Here is a 26,650-nt window from a genome sequence, read left to right as displayed (position 1 = left end):
GCCCTGTGACGTCGGGCACCCGGCCTTGGCACCCGATGCACTGGCGCATCGGGTACGCACTGGTCTCGTGGGTCCCTGGCATGAGCGGATACTCGCAATTCGGTAGGGAGCCGGGCGCGGCGCGGTGGCTTCCTTGCCGACGGCGGCACATCAGCCGGCTGGGGACAAGCCGTCACCGACAAGGAGGAGGGAGGGGTGGAGTCGACAGTTCACCCGAGTTGCACCGTTGGTCCAGTCCAGAAAGACGTGGTCGCACGCGGAGCGACGGCAGCGCTTGAACCGGTCGATGCCCCCCTGCTGAACGAGGGCCGTGATCGCCAGGACTGCGGAACTCTCCCGGTGTGGCAGGGTGCCACGGGCAGTCAACGACCACTGCCCGTCGCCGCGCCCAACGGCCAGGACGGCGGCGTCAACAGCCAGAAGGGCATTCAACGCGGTGAGCACGGCACACTCGTCGGCCGCGGAATACTGCAGCCGACGCCACGCCGAGCGGTGCTCTGTTTTCTTGTAACCGTTGAGATACGCCTCGGCGTCCAGCAGGGCGGAGCGCATCTGCGGAAATGGCCGCCTCGCGGTCAGCCAATCACCTACCGGCGGTGTGCCTCGGGAGAGTGCTTCCATGACTGCCTCAGCGATCGGGAGAAGCGCCGGCCGAAACGTCAACGGTGAAGCCTGAGAGACCGGCGGCTTGCGGCCGTGAATCGAGCGGGGCAGTGAAGATGACGGTATTGCCGTCGGGGTCGGTGGCTCGCAGATCGTGGGTGCCCCACCCGGTCGGCGCCGGCCCCTCGACCTCTCCCAGTCCCGTACGCGTGGCGCGTTTGGCCAGCTCGTCGAGCTCCTCAAGCCTGGCAGCCATGGACAGCGTGAGTCCGCTGCCGCGTTCCACCAGGCCTGCAGCAGGGATGAGGAGCAGGTCCTGGTAGCGCCACCGGCGCAGGTGAACCAGGGCAGTCGTGCCGTCGTCGCGGCGTCCCATGGTGGCCAGCAGGTGCATGCCCAGCCCTTCGGAATACCAGCGGAGGGAAACCGCCAGGTCACGAACCTGCAGCGTCGCGAAAAACGGCATCCTGTAAATCGACGTGTCGATGCTCTCGACCGGTTCGACTGGTGCTGCACCTGGCCCAGCGGCACCGCGGTCGGTTACATCATTCTCTGTAGTGCGCATGCCGGCCACTATTCCCCCTTACGTTACGGCAGGGGCAAGTCGCGCTCGAAGGAACTACATTCTGGGAAGCCGTCTACTGCCTCTCCGTGTACCTCGGTCCGGCAGCCCGGCTCCCAGGGGCGGTGTGCGGAGGCGAAGAACTGGTCAGCACAGCTGCCCGCGTCCGGCGATGGACTTCCCGTCTGGCCTATGATCCACTCGCTCGGCGGCAACGCCCCCTGCAGCCCTCCTGTGTGACGGATGCCCGGGCCGCTGAATCTCGCCGGGCGGTGGGACACGCTGCTCGCCGCCTTCGTGCACGTCGGGTCGCCCTGCTCGGCCGCTGGGGGCCGCCGCTCCTGGCACGGATGGCGGTCGACGGCGTATGGCTGCTGGGGCGACCACAACCGGCGCCCGGATCCGCCCCGTTGGCAGCCCACCACCCGAAGCGCGGGGCGGCTCGCGGGCCGCCCCACGAGCCGGGCGTCAGCCGGCGGCCGCGGTTCCGACCACCTTGGTCGGACTGATGCGCACCGCAACCCGGACGACGTCCGCCGGGAGCTCCAGGTAGCCCCGGCCCGCGCCGGGTCCCTCGTACTGCTCGGCCAGGGCGACCGCCAGCGACCGGTCGGTGTCCGTCGAGATCGTGGCGAGGCCCCGTATCTCCGCGTAGCGCAAGGGGTTCGCGGGATCGAAAAGGGTCAGGCTGGCGCGGGGGTCGCGGCGGAGGTTGCGCTCCTTGCGGCGCCCAGCGGCCGTCGAGACGAGCAGGTCGTCCCCCTCGCGGCCGACCCAGACCACGGACGTCTGAGGGCTGCCATCCGGGTTGACGGTCGCGAGGACCGCGGGAACGGGAGCGTCGAGCAGCGCCCGTACGTAATCGTTCAGAGTGGCTGTCACGCGGGGAACGTAGCCGCCGCACCGCGGTACCCGCACCTGAATTCGACCCGGGACGATGCCTACCGTGGCCGGCAACACCGCGTTCTCCCGACCGCTGACTACTCACGACGGGCTGCCCGGAGGTTCGATCACGGCGACGGCCCGGGGACGGGCAGCGCGCTCCATCGACAGGTCGCACGGCGGCGCTGCTTCACGCGGCCCGGCGTGTGCGGGCAGGGTCATGCGAGGCTCGCGGCGAGCGCCCGGCGGACCGCGTCCGCCCGCTACCGGATGTAAGCCTTGGCGAACAGGTTGTTGATGTGCGTCTCACCGTCCCGTACATCCCGTACATCCCCAGCATGCGCAGATCCATCAGCACGACATCGCCCCGCTGCGCGGCAACCATGTCGAGACTGCCGGCCGGCGGCTGCCGTACCCACGACGGCGATGCCCTCCGCCAGGGCCGGCACCATCCCCAGCGGCTCCCGAACGGCGGCCCGGCCGTCCGCCCATCGAGTCGGAAGCGGTCGGCGCGGCGAGGAAGCAGGCGCAGTGCGTGCCGCCCCACCCGCAGCCCGCAGAACCGGTTGCCGCCACGGCTGACCAGGCCACCGCGGCAGCGGCGCCGGCCGCTGCCAGAGGCATCAGCAGCCGAGACGACACGGCGAGGCCTGCAACGAGCCGCAGAGTGCACGGAAGCCCGGGGCGGCGCGGTCACCGGGGTCTTCAATGGCGGAACGGGGGTATGGACACGGGTCACCGCGCGCTTCCACATCTCTCGCCACCGCGTGGGAACAGACCGCTTCCCCGTGCAAGGCCGAGACGCGGTGCCAGCGCGGCCGATTCCCGAGAACACCAGACACCCGCTCGCGACGCGTCGGCAGCGCCGCGACATGGCGGCGCCAGGAGCGTCGGCCTGACGGCCCCGGTGCCGGAACTCTCTCTGGACCGCGCTGTGTGCGGTCAGATTCCGGCCCCGTAGCCGGGGTCAGAGTGTTGTCGAGGAGTCCACCACTCCATGAACCCCCACGCTCCGAGCGAGTACGCACCGATGGCGATGAGTGCCACGGCCCAGATCGAACTGCCCCGGCGCCTGGTCGGCGTCCATGCCCACAGGGGAGTCAGTACGCCGCCGAGGACGATGAGGGGCAGGTCGACGAAGACGACGCCCAGGTCGCGCGCGTGCCCTTCGAAGGCGCCGTCGATACTGAATGCCGCCCGCGGCCACCACACCGCTGCCCAGCAGGGTGATCGCCCTCCCGGGGCGGCCCGTGGAGCGCCACGCCGCTCGCGCCCTGAGTACCTGCTCGGCCACGTCATCACCGCGGGCGGTGATGAAGCGCTCGACACGGCCGCCGCTCGTTGGGGGGTCCGACCGGCGGCGCACTCCCGGTCCTGGGACCTGTCGTTCATGACCAGGAGTTCGCTCTCTGACGGGCTGGCGGGTCGGCAAGGAACGCACACTCGGGCCCCGTTCTGCGGTCCGGGCATCTTCGCAACACACTCTGACCTGGAGCGGAACCGCGTCGCCTCCCCCTGGATACATGGCAGGTGAAGCCACGCACAAGCTCAAGGCGGACACAGGCGGCAGGGCGATTGCGGAGGGGCGGCGAAGGGCGTCCTACCCGTCTCTAAGCCGTCCATGTGCCCAGGCAATCACCGTCCCACAGGGCCGGCCGGCATGAATACGACGTCAACGTCGCGGAAGGCCTCCCGAACAACCGCCCGTTGTTAAAGTGGCGATATGTTGGACATCGCTCCAACGAGCCCCGGTGGGACGCGCGATTTCGGAACGACCTCGTCCCGGGCGGCCGCCCAACGGGAATTCTGACGGCGAGAACTCGATCGAGTTCGTTCACGGACAAGGTATTCAAATGATCACGAACATTTCTTCCACAACCCTCTACGTGACCGACCAGGATGAGTCCCTGGCCTTCTACCGCGACGTCCTCGGGTTCGAACTGATCACCGACGTGGACATGGGAGGGGGAGCCCGCTGGCTGGAGGTCAGGCCGACCGGGGCGCAGACCTCGGTCGTCCTGTCGAAAGCAGAGGCGTTCGACAAGTCCCCTGGTGAGGGCGCGTACCTGATCTTCGCCGCCGACGATGTGGCGGCAACGGTCGCAGAGTTGCGGGAGCGCGGCGCGACGGTGACCGACCCGAAGGAGGAGCCGTGGGGCACGTACGCGCTCGTGGACGCCCCCGACGGGCACAAGCTGCACTTCAATCAGCGAGCCGGCCGCTGATCGGGCCGTGGCCCCGTCCCTGGGGCGGCGGGACCACGGACTGTCCGTCAGGACCCGTCGCGGGACCGGAACTGCCGGGCTACGACCGCGGCGGCCCGGCCCGGGGGTGTGCTGCGCAGTTCGGCGGCCAAGCGCTGCGCTTGGGCCGTCGTGGGGAGCATGCCGACCAGCAGGTACGGCAGTACCAGGCGCCGGGCGGTGAGCTCGTGCTCGGAGAGCCCCTCCGGCCGGCGGACGGCGGAGACGTTCACGCGGATTGCGTGTTCGTTGCCCGGCGGCACGCTCGGGCGGTCGGTCTCCACCGCCCCGTAGCGATAGGCGTGCGCCGCGGTGCACTCCACGCAATGTGCCGGGCCTCGGGACAGGGCGTGCCCGCACTCGATACAGGGTATCCGGTCGTAGGCCGCGTCGACGACGCGCCAGTCATGGGCTGCCAGGTCCTCGATGACCAGACGCGCCCATGCCTCCGTCTCGGCGCCGGTTATGGCGTCCGGGATGCCGGTGTCCCGGACGAATTGCCGCCAGGCGTCGTCGACGATCGCGTCCACTTTCGTGACACAGGCCCGGCAAAGGGGCGCACCCGCGTACTCCAGCTGCCCGCAGTCGGTGCACGAACGGGGATCTGATCCCACTTCGGGCAACATGCTCTTCTCACTTCCGACGGTCATCTTCCGGGGATCACGGAGCATGACACGAATGCACGCGCGAGGGAAGATGAACTACCTGGTTCGACCCGCTCAGGCATCAAGGTTCAGAATTCCCTTGAACCTCTCGTAGCGTCAGGAAACATGATGTGCGGCATGTTCGGAAGAACCTACTTACGGAAATCTGGCACCATGCCTCGCCGGAGGCAACGACATTTCCATCGCGGTCGGGATCTGCCGATGCCCCGCGGCCCCGTCCGCCAAGTCCGGTGGCAGGCCCCGGATCGCCGTGTCCCGCCCGCACCACCGGGGTGGCGGGCAGCCCGCGGATCGACGGACCGCGGACCGACGGACCGCGGACCGATGGGGCAGGCGGCAATTGGCGCAGAAGTGTTCGGTGCTCCCCCGGTTCCTACGAGACGGCGTAACCACCGATGCCAGCACACCGATAGGCGCCGGCTCGTCGGACCGCTCCAGTCGAGGCGGACACGATGAGCGTTTCTGGCCACAGCGGCACTCTCCTCGGAGGACGCCCTGCGGACAGCCCAACGGTCCGTACGGCAGACCTTGCGCGGCACCGCATCCGGCGAGGAGACCTCGGCCTCCGCTCCGAACGCGCCTCTGGCCCTCGACTCCGCCGCACTGCGGGTGGAGCGTGTCGGGGTCGAGTGGAGGCTGACCGCGAAAGGAATCCTTCCCGGCCGGGGAAGCGAGGCGTTCTGGCCGCCGCGGTCGTCCCTCGCCTTCGTTGAACTCGGCGCGGAGTCGGCGACATCGATGTTCACGGACAACGCGCCTGCCACATCCGTGTCACACCGCCTGGGATACCAGGCTGACGGCATCACCCGCGACGTCCTGCACGGCACAGTCGTCGAGTCACAGCGCTTCCGGCTCTCATGCGACACCTGGCCAAGCCGCGAACATCCATCCGTCACCGCCCACGGACTGGCCGGGTGTGAAGAGCTCTTCGGACTGTAGGACCCACCCTGGCGGCGCATCCGGACGCACCTGCGGACCGCGCCCGAGGCATGGGTGTCCAGCGCTGCGGGCGCCGACGCCCCCACAGCGACCGCGACATCCCCGTCGCGGGCCACCACCGCCATCTCCGCAGAAAGGCAAGTACCCGAGCCTACGGGAACCGTCCTGCTGTGTGCGGGCCGCAGCAAGGAGACGTTGCCGGTGCCGGGCTGCCCCGTGTTGCGGGTTGCAGGGCGCGTCGCAAGCTCGGCCAGGCCGAGCTCCCGGCCTGAACAAAGGACCACAACACCTCTCACAAGCATGTCCACGCCCGGGTCGAGCACGTCTTCGCCCGCATGGAGACGTGGAAGATCCGCCGTGACTGCCGTCTCAGAAGCGACGGCGTCCACCACGCCTTGCTGGGCCTAGCCAGGAGGCACGACCTTGCCCTCGCCGGACAGAGCAGCGGGCCGCACGGCCGCCAAGGATGTCTGGGCCGCATGAAGATCCTTTACGGACAGCCCTTGGCAAGTAGCTCTCACACGAACATGTCCGCAAGGATGGTGTCGTATTCCAGCCAGCCGGGCCTGTGGCTCCATGCTTGGCTGGGGCCATGAACCACCCCAGACGGGCAGGGTGCCCACTCGCCCCCCGCGGTCAGCCGCTGGCACGACCCGTTCGCGGCAGTGCACCTCTCCGGTTCACGGCCGGAGAAGTCGCGGTTCGGGGCCGGGGCGCGACAAGCCGGACGCGGCCCGAACGGCGGGCTGGAGCGATGGTGCTCGGCGGTGCGCCCTGGAAGGCCGCCGATTGTCCGAACCGCCCCCTTGGCCAACGGGGGCGAAAATCGCGGCGGGATGTTCGAGGCAGTGGCCGCTGCGGGCCTCCGACAGTCCGCGGAAAGCGCCTGCAAGATCACGTCAGTGCGAGGCGTGGGCGGGCCTTCGCGTTGCGCCCCTGCCAGTCCAGCATGGCCGGTCGACCGTCACCACCAGCCCCCTGGGACCTTCGTCCCGAGCCCGCCAGCCACCCGTGATTCCCGCAACAGCAACACAAGGCGCGCGGGTGCCCACCCGAGAGATGAGAGAGGCGGTCATGGATCCGATCCCGAGACGCGCCGCATGCCGATGGAACACGACGACGCACCGGAAGTGGCTGCGGAGGTGGCCGCCAGGCTGGGCACATCCCTGGCAGCTCACCCTCACCGTGTTCGCCCTCCTGGCGCCGCTGCCACCAGCTGTCTACTACTCGCCTCTCTTGGACGGATCCCGTCTCGGATACGGGGCGATCATCGGCGGGACGGCGGCGGTCGTGGCCCTGCCTCTCGCACTGCACCGCCACCGCAACTCCTTCGTGGCGGCCTCAGCACTGGGCGGCGTCGCCCTCGCGGTGTGGATCCTCCACACGATGCTGGTCGGCACCTGGACCTTTGCCCTGTCGGTCCCCCTCATGTGGGCTGCAGTCTCTGCCGACCCACGCCGCCGCCCCGTCCTTGCCCCCTTCCTCCTCACGGCAGGGACGCTCCTGGCCGGAGCGGTCGTGGCATGGCCCGGGTTCTGGTGGAGGCGGTGAAGGCCAGCCGTCATGAGGCCGCCCCTCGAAGGGGCCTTGTCCGCCCAACCCCTGGCCGCCACCAGCAGCGACCTCACCCTCTGGACCCGGCCAAGGACTGGATCGACTGGCCGGGCCACGTCACACCGGACCGGCGCGGCACCGAGCTGCCGCTCCGGATTCTCGCCGAACGCGAGGAGCGGCACGCGATCGCCATCGCCTCGAACCGGGCGTTCTGCAGGACAAAGCTCGCAGGCCGGGCCCGCTCGTACCGGCTCGATGTCGCAGGACCCGCCGCTGGTGATGACCACGACCGATCGACTGGCCCGTGCGGTGAACGTGCCGACGCGTACGTGGACCGGCGCTGCCTCTGAGACTCTCCTCGTCGGTGAGGCAACGCAGGCGCGACCGACGGGTATGGCCTGGCGTGCTGCGAACTCGCTGCTCGTGACGTGCGAGGACGGCTTGGTGGACCTCGACCCGGCGCATGGTGGGGCTCAATGGTTCTTGGCCATGCCCGGCTGCCGCGGCGCCGCGCTCATAGGTCCCGCTGGGGACGTGCTGGTCATGGCCGGCTCAGCCGTGGTCCGTTGGTACGAAGGTTCTCTGACCGCCATCGGGGGAGGTTTCGACGAGGGTGCAGTGTTGCTGGCCGGCCCTGGCGGCGAACCATGGGTGCTTTCCGGTTCCGGAGTCACGTACGGAGCCGGGGATGGAACGCTCGGCCTGACCCGGGTCGGTGAGGCGGCTGGCGACCAGCTGCGGTATCCGATCTCCTTTGAGGCGGCCGTGCGCTCGGCCGCCTGGTTGGGCGGGCGCCGGTTCTTCCTGGCCGCCGGCGGGCACGTACCGTGGCCGATCTGAGCCGGACCGTCGGTCTCGGCCGCCAGGAGGACTGGAGGACTGGAGGACTGGATTCGAACGGCCGGGCACTACCCGGAGCACCTGCTCGTCTCGGGTCCGGACACCGTGCTGAGCGCCTCGCCCGACGGTTCGGGGAACAGGATCACCCTGCATCGCACCACGGTGGGCGACGGGGCGAGTGAGCCGATCATCGAGTACCGGCTCGATCGACTTCTCGGCCTGGCACAGGCTCCGGAAGCCGGACCGGCCTACCTCCTGGCATCGGTTCCCGACAACGACCGCACAAGCCTGCGAACGGTCCTCACCCCCATGGAGACGGACCCACGCGACGATCCTCATCGACATGGCACCGATCACCCGGTCGACGGTCTCCTGCCCGATCGGGCCGCAGCGGCCTTCGCGTCCTGTTGCGGGACCATCCCAAGGTTCGGACTCACCTGAGGCGACCGCGCCGGCTCCCAATCGACGGGCCCGGGTCGGCGCACCGCCGGACAGGCGGGTATCCGATGCCTGGGGCACCTCCGGTCGGACCCGTCATCGGTACGGCCTGGCGCCATACGGCGGCGAAGAGTTGCGTATTGGGCACGGGAGATCTTCTCCAGGTGTCTGGTCCGCTGTCACCATGTGCCGTATGACCCACATGATCAAGGGTGCGAACGCGCCCATCCCCGCCGCCCCTCTACGTGTCGCCGTGGGTCGAGAGTCGGTGCCGGATGCGCCGACCATGTCAGCGGCGGCCCTTCTCCTCGACGCGTCCGGTGCAGTGCGCAGCCATGCCGACATCGTCTTCCACGGCCGGACCGTTCACCCGTCGGGCGCCGTTCGACACATCGGCAGGGGACACGGTGCCGGACAGCTGGCCGATTGGCTGGAGCTGGACCTGCCCCGTGTCGAACCCGACGTCCAGCGGGTGCTGATAGCGGGGTTCTGCGCGGACGGGACCTTCGGACAGGTCCACGGGCTGTTCGCCCAGTTGAGCACCCTCGACGGAACCATCGTCGCTCAGTACCCGATCACGGACGCCTCCGCCGAAACCGCGTTCGTGCTCGGTGAGCTGTACCGGCGCAATGGGGCATGGCGGTTCCGCGCGGTGGGTCAGGGCTACGAGGACGGGCTCGCAGGTCTGACGAAGGACATCGGGGGCGCGGGAGCGCTGATGGCGATGTCACCACCGGCATCGGTGATCCCCTCGGCGTCGCCGGCCGTACCGGGCGCGAACGGCCCGGTGCCGCTCGCCGGGGTGAGCAAGACGGCCGGCGTTGTGTCACCCACGATGCCGTCGACACCGGGACAATATGTGTCCCGGCCGGACCAGGCGTTGTCCGGGTCCGGCCCGGTGAGCGATCCCGCGACCGCAGGGTTCCTCCCCGCGTACGCCGTCGGCACATCCTTCGGGCCCCCGTCCTGGGCGGCCGACTTCTTCACGTTCGAGCCACGCGTCTTTCGCGGCAAGGGTACGAAGTCGGTCATCGTGGACCTGCCGTTTCCACCCAACGGGGAGCCGGTGATCCTGGAGGCGCGGACACAGGAGTACAACTTCATCTCCGTCAAGATTCCCGGCCGCGAAGACGATGTGTTCCTGTCCGACCTACCTGATCACTACGGCCGAACCCTGATGGTGCCCAACCGCAAGGGCGGGCCGCTGACCCTGAAGGTGAGCAACTCCGGGGCATGGCAGCTCACGGTCCTGCCCCTGTCCGCGGCCCTACCAATGGACTTCGGCACCATGGTGGGCAGCGGCCGGGAAGTCTTCGTCCGCACCGGCCCCGCGGCCGAGTTGAAAGTGCGGGCGGAAGACCCGCACAAGGGCTGGTTCCAGATGCACTACCACTGGGGTGACTCCCCCAGTGACCTGAGGCGCCCTGCCAAGCGCCTCGTGTACGAATGGAACGGTCGCAAAGTCCGGGAGAAGGTCTCCCTGCCCAGCGGGCCCATCCTGGTCACCATCGACAAGAGCAGGCACCAGTGGGAACTCACCCTCGATCCAGCCGACCCGATCGAGCCCTCCCGGGGAGGACGAAGGGCATGGCGTCGATAGGTCCGGTCCGCCAAAAGACATCAGACGGTGATCCCATGCGTGATCGGCGGTGTGCGCGGCGGAGGTAGGGGTCGCTGCGGCGGGCTACGGGTGGGGAACTGATCACGGAAGACGCGCATCCGGCATCCATCCCCGCCCCTCGGCACCCGCGACGCACCCCGAATGATTCAGCGCGTACCTTTGGCGAAAATAGGCAATGCGGTCTTGAAAGAGTGAGGCGGTCATGGGGGATTCGAGGGCCCACCCGCTCTATCGGAGCGAGACCGGGAGCATAGAGGACACGATTGCCGTGGCCGAGCTTCTGGTCGGGTGCGGGGAGCTGCCGAGTACCGCGACGGTGGACCTGGATGCCGGACTGTCCGGGGTGGACGATGTTCGGTGTGCCGCGCGCCTGCTCCCGCCCGCCCTGTTCCCACGCACCTTGTTCTGGGGAGGCGATACCTACCTTCGGGGGCCGGAGCTGCCGCAGGACGATGCCACGCCGGCCTCTCTGCTCCCGCTGACGGTATCGGTGGAAGCACCGGTAACCAGTGACCTCCTGGCAAGGGCGCCCGAGGTCCTGTCCCGCGCGACGTGGGGACAGCTCGCCTGGATGGTCCTGTCCTGGCCGGCGATACCCGAGCTCGACCTCGGCCCCGAACACGCACGCACCGGCGTACAGGCATGCTTCAACCGCAACGCCAATCACGAACCCGCCAAAGGCAACACCGTCTACGCCCACGTACACCCCTACGACGATGACCGCCCACAGCACCTCGCCCGCCAGATCGGCCACCACCTCACCGGCCCCTGCGAACACGGCTGGTAACACACCATCCAAACGGGCTGCTCCCCAACGGGCATCGCGAAAGACGTCAAACAGTGATTCAGCTTCTGGAACACCAGGTGGACCGGCAATCCGCCGTCGGACGTTTGCCAATTGGGTACCGGTTCCAGTGTGCGCGCCGGCCGGCGCCCGCCGGGGGCATGGTACTCGACAGTGATCAGCGGGGCGGGAAGGAAGCCATGGCGAGGTCCCACTGGTCAGCCGCGTGAAGCAGGGTCGCAGCGTCCACCATGACCTGCACGACGTACTGGTGGATGTCGGCTCGGTCGTCATCCTGTTGCCACGGGGGCACGGCCTCCAAGGACAGATGGATCCGAATCACCGCGGCCCCGCCCTCGCTCCGATCGGCGAGGCTGAAAGCCACGAGCGGCTCAATGAACCAGGTGTCCGGCGAAAGCTCGCCCTCGGCATCAGGTGCGGTCACGGTCACCGTCCCGGCGACCACCGCGCGCAGCCAGGCGGACACTCGGGTGGCCTCATCGGTGAGCAGACATGGATCGGTGAAGGACCAGCTGCCCTCGGGAGTCGTCAACGTGCCTTCGATGTCCAGCCAGTTGTCGTCGTACGAGTCGCCCCGGGCCTCGGCGAACTGGTAGCGCACCGGGCGAAGGTCGACGCTGCTTGCGGAATCGTTGAGGAGCACCGGGTCAGGATGTCACGCGGCGGCCGGCAGGACGATCCGCGCCCTCCACCCCAGACGCGCAGGTCAGAGGGCCGGTGGGCCGCGTGCCAGCACCGGGGCCCGGTTCCGGCCCGTCCCGCTCGTGACAGGACCCTGCCGGCCTGAGCCGGGATGCGGGCCAGGCGCTGTGTGGGGCCGTCGTCGTCGGTTCTCATCCGCACCCTCACAGGCCCCCCGACCCGAACGCCTCGCCGGCCGTGGCGGACGGTTGACGCCATGCCCCGGCACATTCGCAGGCAGGGCTGGGGGATGACTGGCCGTCGACGGGCGGTGGAACCAACTCCGGTCGGCCCTGTCCCCGCTGGCAACCACTCGTGGCACTGCTGAACCGGTGCGAGCAGTGGGCCGGTCCCGTGCGGAGCGGACAGCCCAGAGAGCGGCCTCTGCTCCGGCCGCACCGGTCCCGTCCGCCGATGCGAAACACCTGGGCGGAGCACAGCTACCCGCCCAGGACGCGACCGCTGACGGGCCGGGCCCAGTCCGCGGGCTTCGGTCTTCGCGAGCAAGGCGGACGGGGGTCTCGGCCGGTCCGCACGGCGCACGTGGAGGGCGCTGACGGCCGCCGAAGGCCGGGAGAGCGGGCTGGAGGAGCTTTGCGAGGCCGTCGGGTTCACTCGTCGCACCGTGGTCCAACACCTGCAGGGTCTGGCCGGGCGTGGGCTGGCCGTCCAGGGACCGGGGGCGACTGGGTGGCCGTCGGCTCCGTCAGACGGGTCCGATCCGCGTCCTGAGCAGAGGGCGTCGGCGCGGCCCGTGCGGTAGGCGACGCCGTCATTCCGTAAGGGTCGGCGCTCGCGCGCCTGCTCGTTCAGGTATCGGAACTGGGCATCGCGGTCCGGGTGCAGGCTGCCTTCAAGGGTCTTGGCGGTCGCCTGCAGACTGAACCCTTCCACCCGCAGCAGGCCGGCGTCCCGACGCTCATCCGGTTCCACCAGCGCCAAGAGTGCTGACCGCAGCCCCGGATCGAGGTCCGCGACCCGCTTGGGGCCACCACCCCACCGCCGTACCCGCCCCAGAGGCGACCGGTGGGGGGTGGGCGGGTCAGTTGAGGAAGGCGGGGAGGGCGAAGCGGTAGGCCAGCTTCTCGCCGTTGTCCTTTGCGCTCTCGGCGTTCAGCGAGTAGACGAGCGTGCGCGACAGGTTCCGGTCGCCGCCGATGACGGTGTGGTAGCCGGGGCGTGAGCCGGTCTTCGCCCAGATGATCCTGCCGTTGCCTAGGTCGAGCTGCTGGAAGCCCATTCCGTACCGTCGGTCGCCCTCGTAGGCGACATTGCCGGCGGGGAGGCTCAGCATGGTGTCCAGGAGCGGAGCAGGCAGCAGAGCGCCGGAGAAGAGGCCGGTCAGGAGTCGTTCGAGGTCGGTGGTGGTCGAGATCATGTCGCCGGCCGCTCGACGGTCCGTCATGTTCCACTCCGTCACGTCGACGCGGTGCCCGTCAACCTGTGCGTACGCCCGATTCCGGACGCCGTGCACGAACGGGTCGCCGGTGGTCGGAAAGCTCGTGTTCCGCATGCCCAGCGGACGCAGAACGCGAAGTTCGGCCTGGTGGGCGTACGTGTCCTTGGTGACGCTCTCGATGAGCAGCCCCAGGACCGTGTAGTGGATGTTGGCGTAGCGCTGGACCGTGCCGGGGGCGGACAGGGAGCCGCCGGCCAGGGAGGCCGCGACGACCTGGCGGGGGGTGAGGGTGCGGAAGCGGTTGGCGTACAGTTCCTCGTCGCTCTCGCCGAGGCTCGCGCCGTTGCGCAGACCGCTGGTGTAGTCGAGGAGCTGGCGGACGGTGGGGATCCGCTCGGTGGGGAAGTCGGCGGGGAAGAGGCCGGGCAGGTAGCGGTCGGCGCGGGCGTCGAGTGCGACCTTGCCGTCCTCGACCAGGCTGAGGACGGTGGCGGCGGTGACGATCTTGGTGACGGAACCGGCGCGGAAGTGGGCGTCGGGCCGGGCGGGGGCCTGGGTGACGCGGTCGCGGACCCCGGCCGTGCCGGACCAGGTCTCGGTGCCGCCGACTCTGATGAGCGCGGCGGAGACATCGGCGTCCGGCACGCTCTGCAGGGCCTTCTGCAGCGCCTGCACCCCGGAGCTGGGGCTGCCGGTCGCGGGGGTGGCGGTGCCCTGGCCCCTGAGGTGGGTGGAGGTGGTCGGTGCGGCCAGCGCGGTACCCGTGAGCGGGACGAGCACGGCGCCGACCAGGAGGGCGGCGAGAGTGATGCGGGGGACCGTCTTCATACAGTGACTCCGGTGGGTGACATGCCGTTCAGGACGAGCACCATCCTCACGATCGGGAGTGGTGCGACGCCTCGTCTGCCGGGGGGAGAGCGCACCCTGAGATCCGTGCCGAGGATGTGGGGGGAACCCCTGCGGGTGGAGGGCGAGTTACCTCAGGGGATCAACCGCCCCAAACACAGATCGAGCCCGACCCCCGAACATGGAACAAATCCCTAAGAACGCGCCCAAAGGCTGTCAAGTTCCCATCGAGTCGGGCGAGTTGCGGGCGTTGCGCCACACGTCGCGTACGCGTAGGCGAAGCCCGGATTCGCCGCGCCTGGGAGAACCGGCGGGGCACCCGCCCCGGGGACATCCGAGCCGCCCCGAAGGGCGGCCCGGGTGCCCGCACGGGCGCGGTCAGGTGCGCGGGCGCCCCCTCGGCCTCGGCGCAGCCCGCCGGCGGCCTGCGCGGCCACCACCAGTACTCGCCGCGACCTCGGCACACTCCGGCCCCCACGCGCTCACCGCCGCCTCCACGATCGCGCCGGCCACCTCACGGGCCGCCCCACGGGCGACCCTGCGGGCAATCACGCGGCCGCGGGCCGGGGGCGTGTCGGTTGCGCGTCCTTGCTCGGCGGGCCGACTCCCGGCCGGACATCGAATCCCGCTGCGAGGGAGCTGCTCGGCCGCCGCGACCAGGCCGGGGAACGCCGCCCAGACCAGGACCCCGCGACGGGTCTGGAACAGCACCCGACCGTTCGGGCCGTCCGGGTTGAACACGAGCATCCGGTGCCCGTCGAGCGTCTGCTCAAACGCCACCGCGGCGGCGCCGGGGCGTACGGGCGCGATGGCCTCGGCGGCCTGCGCCAACATCGGCTCCACCGGTGGCCGCAACACCATCCCCGCAGCCCTCCCGACCGTCGCCCGGGTTCGGGTGCCGACCGTCCGCGTGCCGGCACCGGGCCACGGGTCCCATCGAGCCCCGTTCATGACAGAACCCGGCCGGCATGCGTTCCGGGGCGCCGGCCGGATCCTGCCTGCGGGACGCCCGTCGTGGCCGACCCCCGCCCGTGCCGCTTTCGCCATCGGCCACCGACTGTGCGACGCCTGACGTCCGCCTCCCCGCGCTGAAGCACGGGCCCCCCGTCCGGGGGTGGGTGGTGATGTGGTTCAGGCCGCGAGGGTGCGGCGGCCTTCGTGGAGGACGTCGTCCGGCGTTCCAGTCCCGGTCGTGCCGGACCTCGCAGTTCGTGCAGATCCAGGCCCGTACGTTGAGGGGCTTGGGGCCGTCTCGGTGTCCGCAGGCGGAACATATCTGCGAGGACGGGAAGGCTCGGTCGACCTTGGCGAAGGACCGGCCGCGACGTGCGGCCTTGTACTCCAGCATGGTCACGAACCGGGCCCAGCCCGCGTTGTGCACGCTCTTGGCCAGGCGGGTGCGTGCCAGTCCTTTCACGTTCAGGGTCTCGGTGAACACCGCTTGGTTTTCGCTGGTGAGCTTGTGGGACCACTGGTGGTGGAAGTTGCGGCGCGCATCGGCCACGGCAGCGTGAGCACGGGCGACCTTGATCCGGGCCTTGTCCCGGTTGCTGCTGCCCTTCTTCTTCCGCGACAGCTCCCGCTGCCGTTTCTTCAGCTTCTTCTCCGCCCTCCGCAGGTACTTCGGGGAGGAGATGTGCGTGCCGTCGGACAGGACCGCGAAGCGGGACAGGCCGAGGTCGATGCCCTGCTCGCCGTCGGTGGACGGCAGGATGTCGGCGGCGGGTCGGTGTCCACGACGAAGGAGGCGAAGTACCGGCCGGACCGGTCCTTGAACAGCGTGACGCCGGTCGGGTCGGAGGGCAGGTCGCGGGTCCACTTCACCCGCACGTCACCGATCTTCGGCAGGTGCAGCCGGCCGTCCCCGGTGATCGACCAGCGGTCCGACCTGGTGAAGCGTGCGGACTGCCGGTTGTCCTTCTTGGACTTGAAGCGCGGCGGCTGGACGTTCGGGCCCTTGCGCTTGCCGGACTTGGAGTCCTCGTGCGCCTTCCATGCCGCGTCCAGGTCCCGGAGGGTCTGCTGGAGCACACCGACCGGGGCATCGGACAGGAACGCCCTCTCTTCGGTCTTCTTAGCGTTGGTGATGAGCACCTTGGCGAGCTCCGGGTTCTTCGGCACCCGCAGGTACGGGCCCTGCGCGATCCGCTCCTTCGGGTTGCCGAGGAGCTTGTTCCCGGCCTTCACCGGCTTGATCCGGGCCGGCGCATCGTTCCAGACCACACGACGACACCCGAACACCCGGCCCGCGCTCATGCACTGCGTCTTCACCGACGCCCACCTGACGCGCATGGAGGAGATCGTGCGGGCGGTCTGCAAGGACTTCGAGTGCGAGCTGGTCGAGTTCAACGGCGAGGCAAACCACGTCCACCTGCTCGTGAACTTCCCGCCCAAGGTCGCCGTTTCCAAGCTGGTCAACTCCCTCAAGGGCGTCAGCTCCCGCAGGCTCCGCCAGGAGTACCCCGAACTGGTCCGGCACTACTGGCGGGCGCAGCGACTGTGGGCCGGCTCCTACTTCGCCGGGTCCGTCGACGGCGCACCCCTCGCGATCGTCCGCCGCTACATCGAGCAGCAGAACCGTCCCATCTGACCGCCAAGGCGGAGGCGTAGAGAACCCCGGGGCTCCGCGCCTCCGCCCCAAGGACGCATTCCCTACCGCCCTGAAGGGCGGTACTCCCTGCGAGAAATCAGGTGGCACACCTGGCACGACGAGCCGGTGCCCGAGGTCGTGGACCGGCTGAGGGCCGCCACCAGCGACGGCTCATCGTGGGCGGCCGTCGACCACGACGGCCGCAACGCCGACCGGTTCGCCGTCTACCAGCACGGGCCGCGCCGACTGTGGGACGAGATCAAGGAGGCCCACCGCTGGTGGCGTGATCAAGGAATCCCGGGCCCGAACCGCTTCGGCCTCACTGTCACTCCAAACGGCACACACCACTCCTGGCTCGACGACCCGTCGACCTCCTGGCCACTGAGGTGGACGGGAAGCCAAAAGGGCACCCTCGGGCACACCGCGCGGCCGCAAAATGCATCAACACGGATCGTGGCCGATACAGAGTGGGATGAGGACACAGGGCCTGGCGGCCCTCACGAAGTCAGCCCGACACGAAAACCCCCACCGGCCAGTACCCCCGCGAACGAATGCGCCTCCGCGGCGCAAAGGGCCTGCTCCGGAGCGGCCAACCGTTGGCAGCCCCCGACCGTTGGCAGCGGCCGACCGTTGGCAGCGGCCAGAGGCTTCCCGCTATCAAGACCTATTCGGCCATCTCCTCGGGAGAAAGACGAGTGATCTTCCTTCCCGCTTCGGTCTCGACCAGCGTCAACGCGCCGAGCCAGTTGCCGTCCTCCGGATACTCCCAGTTGGCCGCGTCTTCGAGAACCGCCGGAAGTTGATCACGAGACAGCAACTCTCCGGGCTGCAAACCAGCCTCCCCCGAAGGGGAGATCCACGGCGCGAGTCGGCGAACCTCGATCCACCCACGATCGATGAGAGCGAGCAGAATTTCAGCCAGTTCGCGAACCGGTCGGGACTGATCAGCCTCGTCGAAATCGCCCCAGACACCGGGCAGGATATCAATCTCACAGGAATTGACCATGAAGGCTTCTTCGGGCTTGCTCAATGCGTCCCACTGCTGCTTGCTCACACAGCAATCGTCGCAGAGCCGGGGACACAACAATCCGCCGCACCATCGACCGGGCCATCCCGACTCCGAGCTCCCCCGACTGCCCCCGGACCGGTGAACCTTCGCGATCACGGCGCCAGCAACACCGGTCGGACGGTTCCGGATGCTCCGCCAAGCGAGCTCTCAGCGTCGCAGGCACGCCCGTTCGTGGCGGGAGTGCGTGTGGAGCCGAGCCTGATGACCTCCTCGATCAACTCGGCCGACAGGTCCTTGCGCAGCAGAGCCGCCGCGCGGCGGGCCTGCGGGTGCTGGAGCAATCTCCACACAAGGTCGTCGGGAAGATCCTCTTGGACGGCCAGAGCGGTCAGTTCGGCATCCAGGTTCATGAATTGCAGGCTGAGCCGATCAGCACAGAGTCCGTAGCCACCCGACAGTCATGTCATGGACTGCTCAGACACGGCGAGTCCGGGTTCGGCCAAGGCAAGCCGAAACTCTGTGGAGCCCGCCTGCGTGGCGTGGAATGATCTTGGGTGACTGCTGAAGGAACGAAAGGTCAAAAGGATGTACGTCCCGTCATCCGCACGAGCGCTCGATGATGACGAGCGTGAGCTCGTGGAGCTGGCACGCCGCACCATTGACGCGCATACCGACGCAGGGCCCGACGAGGACGGGATCCACACGGTGGGCGCCGCGGTCATGGCCGCCGACTACCGGATGTTCGCCGGCGTGAACCTCTACCACTTCACCGGCGGGCCCTGCGCCGAACTCGTGGCCCTGGGAGCCGCGCGGGCCCAGGGCGCCCGCCAGATGCGCTGCATCGTCGCCGTGGGAAACCACGGGCGTGGGGTCATCGGCCCGTGCGGGCGAGATCGGCAGGTCTTCGTGGACCACTACCCCACCATGCGCGTCATCGTGCCCACCCCCGCGGGGCTCAGGTCCGTGCTCGCCGCCGACCTGATGCCGCTGGCTCAGCGATGGACCCCGGAGGCCGGCATGAACGGTCTCGACCCATTGCTCCACCAAGACCCCGAGACAGCCGGTCCCCCGATCATTCGGTTCAACCCCCGCTACCTCGAAGCCGTCCGCTCCGGCGCCAAGACCAAAACCACCCGCTTCCGGGACCCGGCGCAGCTCGGCCCCGCACGGCTGGTGTTTGCGAGCGATCCCGAAGTCGTCCTGTCGGCAGAGGTGACCGACATCAGGCACTGTCGGGTCGGTGACCTCACCAATCGGGACGCCCAAGCTGAAGGGCTGACGACCGCATCCGAACTCCGAGAAGCCCTCAAGGGCCACTACCCGGACTTGGCGGGAACCGATGAAGTCGACGTCATCACCTTCCGAACCAACGACAAGAAGGACAAGCAGGGCACCGCTTAAGGATCTTGGTGGGCGAAGACGTGCTCGACGCGGGCGCGTACCCGGTCACCAGGCATCAGCGGGTGCGGGCAGCGGGATCGGATGACGTCATACCAGGCCGGCGGCTCGTTCCACCCTCCCTCGGTGGGATCCGCGCGGGAAATGGCAGGGCTGCTGCGGTCCGCTCCCGCAGTCGGGGCACTCCACGGCCAAGACCGACGCGGAGCCGGGCGGGATAGTAGCCGCCAGCGAGTGTCGGTTGTCACCCCTGGTCGACTCGGTGCTCGTCCGTCACGCTACGCCGACCGAATCGTGCCCGCCAGGCAAACGTGATCAGCCGTCAGGGCGGCTGTGCCCGCGGCCTGACCTGCCGGAGGTGGTCAGCACGACATGTTGTGCCCCCTCGGGCGGTCGAGGAGTACCACCGCACCCCGACCGCCCAGCCCTCTGCGAAGCGCTGTTGCGACCCCTCGAAGGAGCGATGAGGACGGCCGACGGGAGCCGCGAGGCGGCCGACCGGATGGCGTTGGGACCCCTTGAGTCCTCATTGACCCTTCGAGGGGTCACAACGTGACGTACTGGTCGACGGCGGCCTGGCTGTGGACGGTCGCGCAATTCCGCACGTCCACCGTCACGTTATTCCCCAGGGCGTGATCGTGTGAGGCCGTTTCCGACCCGGTTCAGCATCTGGCCGAGCAGGTGGAGTGCTCGGGCCGGTGTCGGTGCTCCGCGGGAGGTGCCCTTCCAATAGGCGTCGGTGAGCGACTCGACGGTCGCGAGGGTCCGGTCGTCGTTCTCGGCGGCCAGCACCAGGATGAAACGCACGTAGTCGCCGACGTCGGTCCCCTGTGGGTGCTGCTCGACGAAGCCCCGAAGCCGTGGGGTCAGGGCGGGCAGCGTGCGGGCCGTGGGGAACACCACGGCGAGGCCGGCGAGGGCCAGCCGAACTGCCGGACATTCGGATGCCCACCGGGCGAGCAGATGCGGTGTGCAGGACCGGACGGCCTCGCGGGCTCGGTCCTCACTCTCCGGATCCGCGTGCCGCGGTGAGTCGGGCCAGCAGTCGGCCAGGTGGCGGTCGGTGACGGTGGCCGTGCTGAACAGCAGGCCGATCGCTTCGAAACGCTGTCGTGGTGGCACCCGGTCGTCGACGGCAAGTGCCGCCAGCAGGGGAACTCCGTCGGCGGTGCCCGGCCCGCAGGTGTCCTGGTGGAGGATCTCGTTGTAGAAGTCGCCGAGGAAGAACCTGTCGTCCGTCCAGAACGGGTCGACCGAAGACTGGAACAACATCGCGGCCTGCGGCGGCTGCGGGCCCGTCAGACGGTCGGCGATGACGTCCCGGAAGACCCGCCGGATGGGCGGATCGCCCGGCAGGTCGTTCCGGACGGCAAGGCGCATGTTCATGACCGTCGAGCCTACAGAGGTGTGGATCAGTCGGCGTTGAGTGCCGCGACAGCGCTCGCGTCCTGGGCAGCGCGTTGGGGCGGTACCCGGGTCCGTTCCTGATCACCTGGTGGCTGGTGTTGATGAGCCGGCCCGAGGTGTCCGCGTCCTCCCCTGCTGTGGCGGAGTCCTGCCTGTCAGTGACCGCTGCACGGTGTCAGCCGACGGCTCGTGTTGAGGAGGTCACGAAGGCGGCGCTGTATTACCACCTCAAGGCCAAGTAAGACATCATCATCAGCATCTTCGAGGACCTGACACGGCCCATCGACGAGCTGATCACATGAGCGGAGGGCCGGTTCCTCACGCTGGAGACCAAAGGTGAGGTGCTGCGCCGCTACAGCGAGGCGATGCTGGCCGGCGCCGTGCTGTACCACTTCATGCAGGAGACCCGTCCGGCCGCCCTGAAGGTCGCCACGGACCTCATCACCCAGGCCCACGAGGTGGGCGTAGTCCGGGCCGCCACGACCGCCGACGCGGGCGGACCGTTCGGCTGTGTCATGCACGGCGGCGCGCGGACGCCACACCTAGGGTCACGGAGGAACAGCCCGGAGCGTTCGTTCGGTGGCCGTGCGGACGGACCAGACGTGAAGGACAGGTTGGCCCGTGGCACGTCGTCCCAACATTCTGCTGATCGTCACCGACGAGGAGCGCGCCGTCCTTCCGCGCGCGCAGGGGTACTCGCTGCCCGCGAGGGAGCGGATCGCCGCCCGCGGCGTCACCTTCGACCGCTACTACACCGCCTCCGCGCAGTGCAGCTCGGCGCGCTCCGTCATCTACACCGGGCAGCACGTGCCGCTGACCGAGATCTACGACAACGACAACATGCCCTACATCCGCCCGCTCGACCCGAGCCTGGGCACGTTGGGCACGATGCTGCGCTCCGCCGGCTACTACTGCGCCTACAAGGGCAAGTGGCACCTTTCCAACGCCTACGTGTCCCCCCGGAACCCGGCCCCCACGACCGACGCCCTCGAACCTTACGGATTCAGCGAGTTCAACGACTGGGGCGACATCGACGGCGGAGCCTGGGCGGGTCTGAAGCTCGACCCGGTGATCGCCGGACAGGCCGTGCACTGGCTCCGCGACCGCGCGCCCGCCGTCGCCGCCACCGACCGTCCGTGGTTCATGGCGGTCAACTTCGTCAACCCTCACGACATCATGAGCTTCGACTACGGCGGCCTGCCCCAGGTGCAGCTCCCGCCGGTCCTCGCCCACGCCGTACGCATGAAGGCCGCCGCCGACATCCCGGTCTACCGGCGCCGCTGGGACTTCGACCTGCCTGCCAGCCTGTACGACGACCTGTCCGGCGCCGCCCCCGCGATCACCGAGTACCGGCGCATGACCGACACCGTCTTCGGGCCGGTGGCCTCCGACCAGCACTGGTACGACGGCCTGAACTTCTACCTCAACGCGATGCGGGACGTCGACCGCAGCATCGAGCACGTGCTGGACGCCCTGGACGCCTCCGGACAGGCCGACAACACCGTGGTGGTCCTCACCGCCGACCACGGCGAGATGGCCGGCTCCCACGGACTGCGCCAGAAGGGCAGCCTCGTCTACGACGAGAACCTCCACGTCCCCCTCGTGATCGCCCACCCCGACCTGCCCGCGGGGACCAGGACGGACGCCCTCGCCTCCGCGGTCGACCTCGCCCCCACGCTCCTGGACTTCGCGGGTCTCGACGGGGCCGAGATCGCCACCCGCCACCCCGCTCTCAAGGGTCGTTCCCTGACACCCGCACTGCAGGGTGGGCGGGTTCGCGACGGCGCGCTGAGCGCCATCGAGTCGATCATGATGCTGGACTCGGCCTTCTGGTTCGAGTTCGCCGACGCCGACGCCCCCCGACGGATCGCCGCCGGAGAGCTGCGCCCCGACTGGGCCAAGCGGGGCTTCCTGCGCGCCTACACCGACCAGCGCTACACCTTCGGCCGCTACTTCGCCCCCCTCCACCCCAACCGCCCGCGTTCCCTCGACGACCTGTTCGCCCACAACGACGTCGTCCTCTACGACCGGCAGGAGGACCCGGCCGAGATGCGCAACCTGGCCTCCGACCCCGCCCACCTCGACCTGGTCGCCCGCTACAGCGCACTGCTGGAGCAGCTGATCGACACCGAGATCGGGGCCGACACCCGCGCCTGGGTCACCGAACGACCCCGTCTCCTGGGCTGGCCCACCTGGCACGGCGACGCGGACCCGGCGGCGGTCACCACCGGGCGCTGACGCGCGGCGGGGCGTCAGGCGGTACTGCCCGGAACACATCCCGCGCCCAGCGCCGCACACGCCAGGAACACCCGGGCTCCCGATCGGCGTTCCGCGACTCGACCCCGGGAAGGGCCGAGGTACCGCCGCTCACTGCCAAGGGGGGATCGGTGCGCAGCTGCCGACGGCTGGAAACCCGGCACTGCGCCGATCCTGCGGATGGCAGCGGACATCACCGGGCCTGGTGATCGGCCTACCGAACCGGTGACTCGTCGGAGTGCCCGACAGCCTCCCCGAATCGAACAGGTTCACGATTCAACTTGTGACCTCGAACGCGGCCTTCCCCGACGACCTCCTGCAGTTGCAGGAGCGCCTCCATCGCGCCCATGCCGAGTACCGCGCCTACCTGGCCGGCCTGCCCTGGAGTGTGGAACCCATGAAGGGCTGGACGCGCGGCGAGCGGTTCTCCCACCGCGGCGATGTCCCCGACAGCCCCGGCTGGACCGAGGAGCAGAAGCAGACCGTCACCCGGATGGTGGCCGAGCTCCGCGAACTCTCGACCGCCGTGGTCGACCACCCGCACTGGGCCACAGTCCCGCGCGAGACCCTGGTGAAGGCCCGGATGCAGCTCAAGCAGCAGACCCGCCCCAGCGAAGCAGGCGACACGACCGGAGTGAGCTGACCGCCATGCCACACCTCCCACCCCGATCGTCGCTCCGGGCCGCGCACCGCCGACCGATCCGTAAGGCCACCCGCCGACGGGTCGGGACGGCGTGATTGCGGGTGCCGAACCGACCCCTGGAAAACCGGTGCGCCCACTGATCCGCCGCGTGGATGGCGTGGACGGCAGCCCAGGGGTGCCCGGCGCGCAGGAGCCCGGTGGCGGACAGGGCCGCGGAGGTATCGAAAGGCTCGATCTCGATGAACCGCAGCCCGTTCATGCAGGCGAGCAGGCCGGTCCGCTTGGTGTCACCCGCGGTCAGGGACAGCACCGGCGCGTAGAGGGTGCCCAGGCCGCCCGAGGCTTGGACGTAGAACGCGGCAACGGCATCGTTGAACGGGTCCTCGGGGTCGTGAAGGGCGGTAGCGGTCGTGTGATCCAGAACGACGGCGATCGGCCCCACCACGCGGCTGCCACGTCCTGGCCGGCGCCGAGACGCTCCAGGAGTCCGCGGGCCCTCGCCCCGGCTCCTCGCTCGGCACCGTGCCGAGCACGGCGGCGAGCTCGGCGCGGGCCTGCTCGGCGCGCTCCGCGTACTCGGCCTGGGTCGGCCGGCCCTCGGCGAGTTCCTCGACCAGCTGCCGGATCGTAGTGCCCTGCTCGGTCGCCGGCGCCGCCAGACGGTCGCGGGTCGCCGCGCTCACCTTGATGCTCGTTTCGTCTGCCATACGTCGACTCCACTGCGAGTAGAGGAGATGTGTCATGCCTCTACGCCGGGGCAGGCATAGTTGGCTGGGTGAACGACAAGAACGGTTGGCTCGCCCTTCTCAAGGAGAACCCGGGTCACTCTCAGTGGTACATCGACCGCTTTCGGAAGCTCGCCGAGGACGGCGTCGATCTGCATGGTGAGGCCCGCCTCGTCGACGCGATGGTTCCTCGCGGAGCCCGGATCCTCGACGCGGGCTGCGGTCCCGGCCGGGTCGGCGGATATCTGGCCCGGGCCGGACACGACGTCACGGGTGTCGACCTCGACCCGGCCCTCGTCGCCGCGGCCCGCACCGATCACCCCGGAGCGCAATGGCTCACTCGGGATCTCTCCGAGCTCGACCTCCCCGCCAAGGGCTTCGATGTGCTGGTGTGTGCCGGGAACGTGATGACCTTCCTCGCCCCCGACACGCGCCGCACCGTCCTGGGCCGGTTCGCGAAGCACCTACGGGCAGGGGGGCGGGCGGTGATCGGGTTCGGCACCGAACGCGGCTACCCGCCCGAAGAATTCCTGCAGGACGCCGAGGCCGCCGGCCTGTCCCCCGGCCTCCTGCTGTCCACGTGGGACCTGCAGCCCTATGCCGAGGGGTCCGACTACCTGGTGGCCGTCCTCACGAGGACGTGACGTGCCCCCGGTCCCCGCACAACTTGCCTCTCCGCCCGGCCCCGGTGGGCGAGACCCGCGAGGCCCTTTGCGGTGCGGCTGTCAATGACGTGGGTTCAGCGTGTTCGGGGCGGGGTCAGGCGGGCGTGCAGCAAAGTGCTGCGGTGAGCTCGGTGCCCTGCTTGTGGTCCTCGTTGAACAGCGCGGCCAGGCCCTTGGGTGCGTTCCAGTGCTCGCGCAGGTTGGGAGTGGCGCCGAGGTTGTCCAGGCCGGGTTGATGACGGTGGCAGCCTCGCTGGGGTGGTCGCCCAGCCGTCGCCCCACCACAGGTGCTCGGAGGGGGTGCAGGGGGCGGGGTGGAGGTGGCCGTCGCTGGTGGTGACCCACACGGTGTGGTGCAGGACCACCGAGGCGAGTTCGGCGTCCCCGGCCGGGAGGGAAAGCGGGGCGTGGAACCCCCAGACCTGCTTGCCTTCATGGTCGGCGGTACGCAGGACCGGCATATCGGTGAGCGGGTCGATGAAGAACGCCTCCGCCTTCTTGCCCTGGGCGAGAACGACGTGAGCGACGGTCGGGTCGCACATGGTGAGCCGGCGGGCCCACCGCTCGCTGACCGCGCCGGGCCGGACCGGCACCTCGGTCGGCGCGCCGAAGGGGATGAGCGCGGTGGCGCAGGCGGGGTCTGGAGGAAGCCGGGCACAGCGTTCGACACGTACACCCGACACACCCGGGTCTGTTCCTGCCCGGTCGTCCAGTCCTCCTGGGCCGTGCGCATACCGTTGCGGTGCAGCTTGCGCCACTCCTGGTACATGGATTCCACGACGCGAGAGGTGGCGATCAGGTCGCCGACCTGATCCTCGGCCCCGCAGAAGGAACACCAAGTGCGGATGTCCGCGTCCGAGGGCGCCATCTCGGCCTTCTGGATCCTGGTCGTCTTCGCGGGATGCCAGCCGCACCGGGCGAACAACTCGCGCCCGGTGAGACCGGCGTCCTTGCGGATGTGGGACAGGCGTACGGCAAGGGCCTCGCGGGCCGACTGCGCGCGGGAGGAGGGGTGAAGAGGGCATTGGAACCGTCGTGTCGGGGCAAGACGGTGTACTCGGCGTGAGGGATCGCGCGCTTCCACACCGTTTCGAAGGCGTCGGCGACCATCTTGACCACCGCCGGATTTTCGGTGAACTCGTGGCCGGCCCAGTCGCCCTCACCGGTCCACCAGTGGGACATCACCAAGCGGTCGTCGATCAACCACAGGTCGTTGCCCGGCAGGGCGATGTCCGACGCACAACGGCGGGGGAGCCGGCGGACATCCTCGCCGATCGCGATGTTGACGGGGGTGAGGGCGTGCTCGTAGCGGATGTAGACGGTGACCGGCTCGGAGACGATCCGGGCCCGCCGCATGACCACGCCGCGGCCGACCGCCTCGCGGGCGATCGGGGTCCAGCCCACCCAGAGCGGCGACTGCGGGTCCAGGTCGGCCTCGCCGGTCGACAGGAACCGGTTGAAGGTGTCGACCTCCTCGCCCACGCAGTAGACGTCGCGCATCGCCAGGTGGGCCGCCGTGTGTCGGGCGGAGCCGAGGAGTTCAGAGAAGTCCGGCGCTTTCTGCGTCATCGAGAGCCTTGCTCGGGATCGCGGCCATACGGGGCGGCACGCGGGTCGCGTTCTCACCTTCGGGAATACCGGTGTCGTGGCCGGATACCCACTCGGTCGTGCTGATCTTCGCCGGCAATTCCTCGTCCGGAACCCAGCCCTGGATCACCGGCTCCCGCTTCACGTCGTCCACCCACACGGTGGGAGATCCGCCGCCCGTGGTAGTGGGGTCCATCCCGCCGAACCGTGGCGTCACGGGGCTCTCCCCTGTCCAGGTGATTGCGAGGATTTGCGGACGACGTTCGTGGAGGCGAGGGAGATCGTGAAGGGG

The 26,650-nt window shown here is 69.4% G+C and carries 24 protein-coding genes and 4 pseudogenes; 11 read left to right on the top strand and 17 right to left on the bottom strand.

The genetic code is table 11. The annotated features are described in order from the left end of the window. Positions 1 to 150 precede the first annotated feature (150 nt). From ACZ58N_RS27220 to ACZ58N_RS27210, 3 genes are all read right to left on the bottom strand, one after another. A complete protein-coding gene (locus ACZ58N_RS27220; RefSeq protein ID WP_471164870.1) occupies positions 151 to 621 on the bottom strand; it encodes a CGNR zinc finger domain-containing protein in 471 nt (156 codons plus the stop codon). 7 nt (positions 622 to 628) lie between these two features. Further along, a complete protein-coding gene (locus ACZ58N_RS27215) occupies positions 629 to 1,168 on the bottom strand; it encodes a VOC family protein (protein ID WP_471164867.1) in 540 nt (179 codons plus the stop codon). 465 nt (positions 1,169 to 1,633) lie between these two features. Continuing rightward, complete coding sequence (locus tag ACZ58N_RS27210; RefSeq protein ID WP_471164864.1) at positions 1,634 to 2,047, bottom strand: PPOX class F420-dependent oxidoreductase; 414 nt, start codon at positions 2,045 to 2,047, stop codon at positions 1,634 to 1,636. Positions 2,048 to 3,900: 1,853 nt separating this feature from the next. Between ACZ58N_RS27210 and ACZ58N_RS27205 the strand changes: the two genes are divergently transcribed. Further along, positions 3,901 to 4,272, top strand: a complete 372-nt coding sequence (locus ACZ58N_RS27205; protein ID WP_471164861.1) for a VOC family protein — start codon at positions 3,901 to 3,903, stop codon at positions 4,270 to 4,272. A gap of 47 nt (positions 4,273 to 4,319) precedes the next feature. Here ACZ58N_RS27205 and ACZ58N_RS27200 read toward each other — a convergent pair whose 3' ends face one another. Next, a complete protein-coding gene (locus ACZ58N_RS27200) occupies positions 4,320 to 4,904 on the bottom strand; it encodes a hypothetical protein (RefSeq protein ID WP_471164858.1) in 585 nt (194 codons plus the stop codon). Positions 4,905 to 6,130: 1,226 nt separating this feature from the next. On the opposite strand from ACZ58N_RS27200, the pseudogene ACZ58N_RS27195 reads away from it, so the two are divergent. The 5 genes and pseudogenes from ACZ58N_RS27195 to ACZ58N_RS27175 all read left to right on the top strand — a co-directional run. Further along, positions 6,131 to 6,331: pseudogene (locus tag ACZ58N_RS27195) on the top strand (IS5/IS1182 family transposase); the annotation flags it as partial. 799 nt (positions 6,332 to 7,130) lie between these two features. Then, on the top strand, positions 7,131 to 7,445 hold the full coding sequence (locus tag ACZ58N_RS27190) for a hypothetical protein (protein WP_471164855.1): 315 nt from the start codon (positions 7,131 to 7,133) through the stop codon (positions 7,443 to 7,445). A 282-nt stretch (positions 7,446 to 7,727) separates the two neighbouring features. After that, entirely contained in the window at positions 7,728 to 8,288 is a 561-nt protein-coding gene (locus ACZ58N_RS27185; protein WP_471164852.1) for a hypothetical protein, read from the top strand. A 631-nt stretch (positions 8,289 to 8,919) separates the two neighbouring features. After that, positions 8,920 to 10,326 (top strand): TerD family protein, encoded by a 1,407-nt coding sequence (locus ACZ58N_RS27180; RefSeq protein ID WP_471164850.1) that lies wholly within the window; start codon positions 8,920 to 8,922, stop codon positions 10,324 to 10,326. Between the two features lie 289 nt (positions 10,327 to 10,615). Then, positions 10,616 to 11,134 carry a hypothetical protein gene (locus tag ACZ58N_RS27175; RefSeq protein ID WP_471164848.1) on the top strand — a complete coding sequence of 173 codons (519 nt, stop codon included), beginning with the start codon at positions 10,616 to 10,618 and terminating at the stop codon, positions 11,132 to 11,134. A 175-nt stretch (positions 11,135 to 11,309) separates the two neighbouring features. On the opposite strand, the gene ACZ58N_RS27170 is transcribed toward ACZ58N_RS27175, so the two are convergent. From ACZ58N_RS27170 to ACZ58N_RS27150, 5 genes and pseudogenes are all read right to left on the bottom strand, one after another. After that, complete coding sequence (locus tag ACZ58N_RS27170; protein WP_471164845.1) at positions 11,310 to 11,795, bottom strand: WapI family immunity protein; 486 nt, start codon at positions 11,793 to 11,795, stop codon at positions 11,310 to 11,312. 830 nt (positions 11,796 to 12,625) lie between these two features. Next, positions 12,626 to 12,853, bottom strand: a pseudogene (locus ACZ58N_RS27165) (ISAzo13-like element transposase-related protein); the annotation flags it as partial. A gap of 22 nt (positions 12,854 to 12,875) precedes the next feature. Continuing rightward, entirely contained in the window at positions 12,876 to 14,060 is a 1,185-nt protein-coding gene (locus ACZ58N_RS27160) for a serine hydrolase domain-containing protein (protein WP_471164843.1), read from the bottom strand. A gap of 787 nt (positions 14,061 to 14,847) precedes the next feature. After that, positions 14,848 to 15,750, bottom strand: a complete 903-nt coding sequence (locus tag ACZ58N_RS27155) for an RNA-guided endonuclease TnpB family protein (protein ID WP_471165165.1) — start codon at positions 15,748 to 15,750, stop codon at positions 14,848 to 14,850. After that, positions 15,672 to 16,301 (bottom strand): hypothetical protein, encoded by a 630-nt coding sequence (locus ACZ58N_RS27150; protein WP_471165185.1) that lies wholly within the window; start codon positions 16,299 to 16,301, stop codon positions 15,672 to 15,674. The genes ACZ58N_RS27155 and ACZ58N_RS27150 overlap by 79 nt, the downstream gene beginning before the upstream one ends. On the opposite strand from ACZ58N_RS27150, the gene tnpA reads away from it, so the two are divergent. Next, complete coding sequence (gene tnpA / locus ACZ58N_RS27145; RefSeq protein WP_471165162.1) at positions 16,249 to 16,668, top strand: IS200/IS605 family transposase; 420 nt, start codon at positions 16,249 to 16,251, stop codon at positions 16,666 to 16,668. The genes ACZ58N_RS27150 and tnpA overlap by 53 nt on opposite strands. A gap of 664 nt (positions 16,669 to 17,332) precedes the next feature. Here tnpA and ACZ58N_RS27140 read toward each other — a convergent pair. After that, the gene (locus ACZ58N_RS27140) at positions 17,333 to 17,722 is read right to left on the bottom strand and encodes a hypothetical protein (RefSeq protein WP_471164841.1); all 390 of its coding nucleotides are present in this window, start codon (positions 17,720 to 17,722) and stop codon (positions 17,333 to 17,335) included. A 107-nt stretch (positions 17,723 to 17,829) separates the two neighbouring features. After that, positions 17,830 to 18,087, bottom strand: a complete 258-nt coding sequence (locus tag ACZ58N_RS27135; RefSeq protein ID WP_471164838.1) for a hypothetical protein — start codon at positions 18,085 to 18,087, stop codon at positions 17,830 to 17,832. 226 nt (positions 18,088 to 18,313) lie between these two features. On the opposite strand from ACZ58N_RS27135, the gene ACZ58N_RS27130 reads away from it, so the two are divergent. Beyond that, positions 18,314 to 19,078, top strand: a complete 765-nt coding sequence (locus ACZ58N_RS27130) for an ASCH domain-containing protein (protein ID WP_471164835.1) — start codon at positions 18,314 to 18,316, stop codon at positions 19,076 to 19,078. Between the two features lie 87 nt (positions 19,079 to 19,165). On the opposite strand, the gene ACZ58N_RS27125 is transcribed toward ACZ58N_RS27130, so the two are convergent. After that, the gene (locus tag ACZ58N_RS27125; protein ID WP_471164832.1) at positions 19,166 to 19,264 is read right to left on the bottom strand and encodes a zinc finger domain-containing protein; all 99 of its coding nucleotides are present in this window, start codon (positions 19,262 to 19,264) and stop codon (positions 19,166 to 19,168) included. A 429-nt stretch (positions 19,265 to 19,693) separates the two neighbouring features. Then, a complete protein-coding gene (locus tag ACZ58N_RS27120; protein WP_471164829.1) occupies positions 19,694 to 20,461 on the bottom strand; it encodes a hypothetical protein in 768 nt (255 codons plus the stop codon). A gap of 642 nt (positions 20,462 to 21,103) precedes the next feature. Here ACZ58N_RS27120 and ACZ58N_RS27115 point away from each other — a divergent pair. From ACZ58N_RS27115 to ACZ58N_RS27105, 3 genes are all read left to right on the top strand, one after another. Next, positions 21,104 to 22,720, top strand: a complete 1,617-nt coding sequence (locus ACZ58N_RS27115) for a sulfatase-like hydrolase/transferase (RefSeq protein WP_471164826.1) — start codon at positions 21,104 to 21,106, stop codon at positions 22,718 to 22,720. A 301-nt stretch (positions 22,721 to 23,021) separates the two neighbouring features. Continuing rightward, on the top strand, positions 23,022 to 23,381 hold the full coding sequence (locus tag ACZ58N_RS27110; RefSeq protein ID WP_471164823.1) for a hypothetical protein: 360 nt from the start codon (positions 23,022 to 23,024) through the stop codon (positions 23,379 to 23,381). A 775-nt stretch (positions 23,382 to 24,156) separates the two neighbouring features. Next, a complete protein-coding gene (locus tag ACZ58N_RS27105) occupies positions 24,157 to 24,750 on the top strand; it encodes a class I SAM-dependent methyltransferase (RefSeq protein WP_471164820.1) in 594 nt (197 codons plus the stop codon). Between the two features lie 95 nt (positions 24,751 to 24,845). Here the strand turns inward: ACZ58N_RS27105 and ACZ58N_RS27100 are convergent, their stop codons facing one another. The 4 genes and pseudogenes from ACZ58N_RS27100 to ACZ58N_RS27085 all read right to left on the bottom strand — a co-directional run bounded on the left by ACZ58N_RS27100 (position 24,846) and on the right by ACZ58N_RS27085 (position 26,512). Further along, positions 24,846 to 25,454, bottom strand: coding sequence for a hypothetical protein (locus tag ACZ58N_RS27100; RefSeq protein WP_471165182.1), 609 nt, complete (start codon positions 25,452 to 25,454; stop codon positions 24,846 to 24,848). Further along, positions 25,406 to 25,738 (bottom strand): annotated as a pseudogene (locus ACZ58N_RS27095) (helix-turn-helix domain-containing protein); the annotation flags it as partial. The pseudogene ACZ58N_RS27095 and the gene ACZ58N_RS27100, both read right to left, overlap by 49 nt. Positions 25,739 to 25,818: 80 nt before the next feature. Next, a pseudogene (locus tag ACZ58N_RS27090) lies at positions 25,819 to 26,340 on the bottom strand (DUF6879 family protein); the annotation flags it as partial. Beyond that, positions 26,312 to 26,512 (bottom strand): hypothetical protein, encoded by a 201-nt coding sequence (locus ACZ58N_RS27085; RefSeq protein WP_471164817.1) that lies wholly within the window; start codon positions 26,510 to 26,512, stop codon positions 26,312 to 26,314. The pseudogene ACZ58N_RS27090 and the gene ACZ58N_RS27085, both read right to left, overlap by 29 nt. Between the last annotated feature and the right edge of the window lie 138 nt (positions 26,513 to 26,650).

The organism is Streptomyces sp. NPDC040432 (genome assembly GCF_055595445.1).
The sequence above is the reverse complement of the archived record's forward strand: the minus strand, read 5'-3'. Positions and strand labels throughout refer to the sequence as shown.

What these genes read in the sequence shown, in the direction of transcription:
- ACZ58N_RS27135 (WP_471164838.1), bottom strand. Translation starts at nt 18,087, where the DNA reads ATGAACCTGGATGCCGAACTGACCGCTCTGGCCGTCCAAGAGGATCTT.
- ACZ58N_RS27120 (WP_471164829.1), bottom strand. Translation starts at nt 20,461, where the DNA reads ATGAACATGCGCCTTGCCGTCCGGAACGACCTGCCGGGCGATCCGCCC.
- ACZ58N_RS27185 (WP_471164852.1), top strand. Translation starts at nt 7,728, where the DNA reads ATGACCACGACCGATCGACTGGCCCGTGCGGTGAACGTGCCGACGCGT.
- ACZ58N_RS27215 (WP_471164867.1), bottom strand. Translation starts at nt 1,168, where the DNA reads ATGCGCACTACAGAGAATGATGTAACCGACCGCGGTGCCGCTGGGCCA.
- ACZ58N_RS27220 (WP_471164870.1), bottom strand. Translation starts at nt 621, where the DNA reads ATGGAAGCACTCTCCCGAGGCACACCGCCGGTAGGTGATTGGCTGACC.
- ACZ58N_RS27180 (WP_471164850.1), top strand. Translation starts at nt 8,920, where the DNA reads ATGACCCACATGATCAAGGGTGCGAACGCGCCCATCCCCGCCGCCCCT.
- ACZ58N_RS27160 (WP_471164843.1), bottom strand. Translation starts at nt 14,060, where the DNA reads ATGAAGACGGTCCCCCGCATCACTCTCGCCGCCCTCCTGGTCGGCGCC.
- ACZ58N_RS27205 (WP_471164861.1), top strand. Translation starts at nt 3,901, where the DNA reads ATGATCACGAACATTTCTTCCACAACCCTCTACGTGACCGACCAGGAT.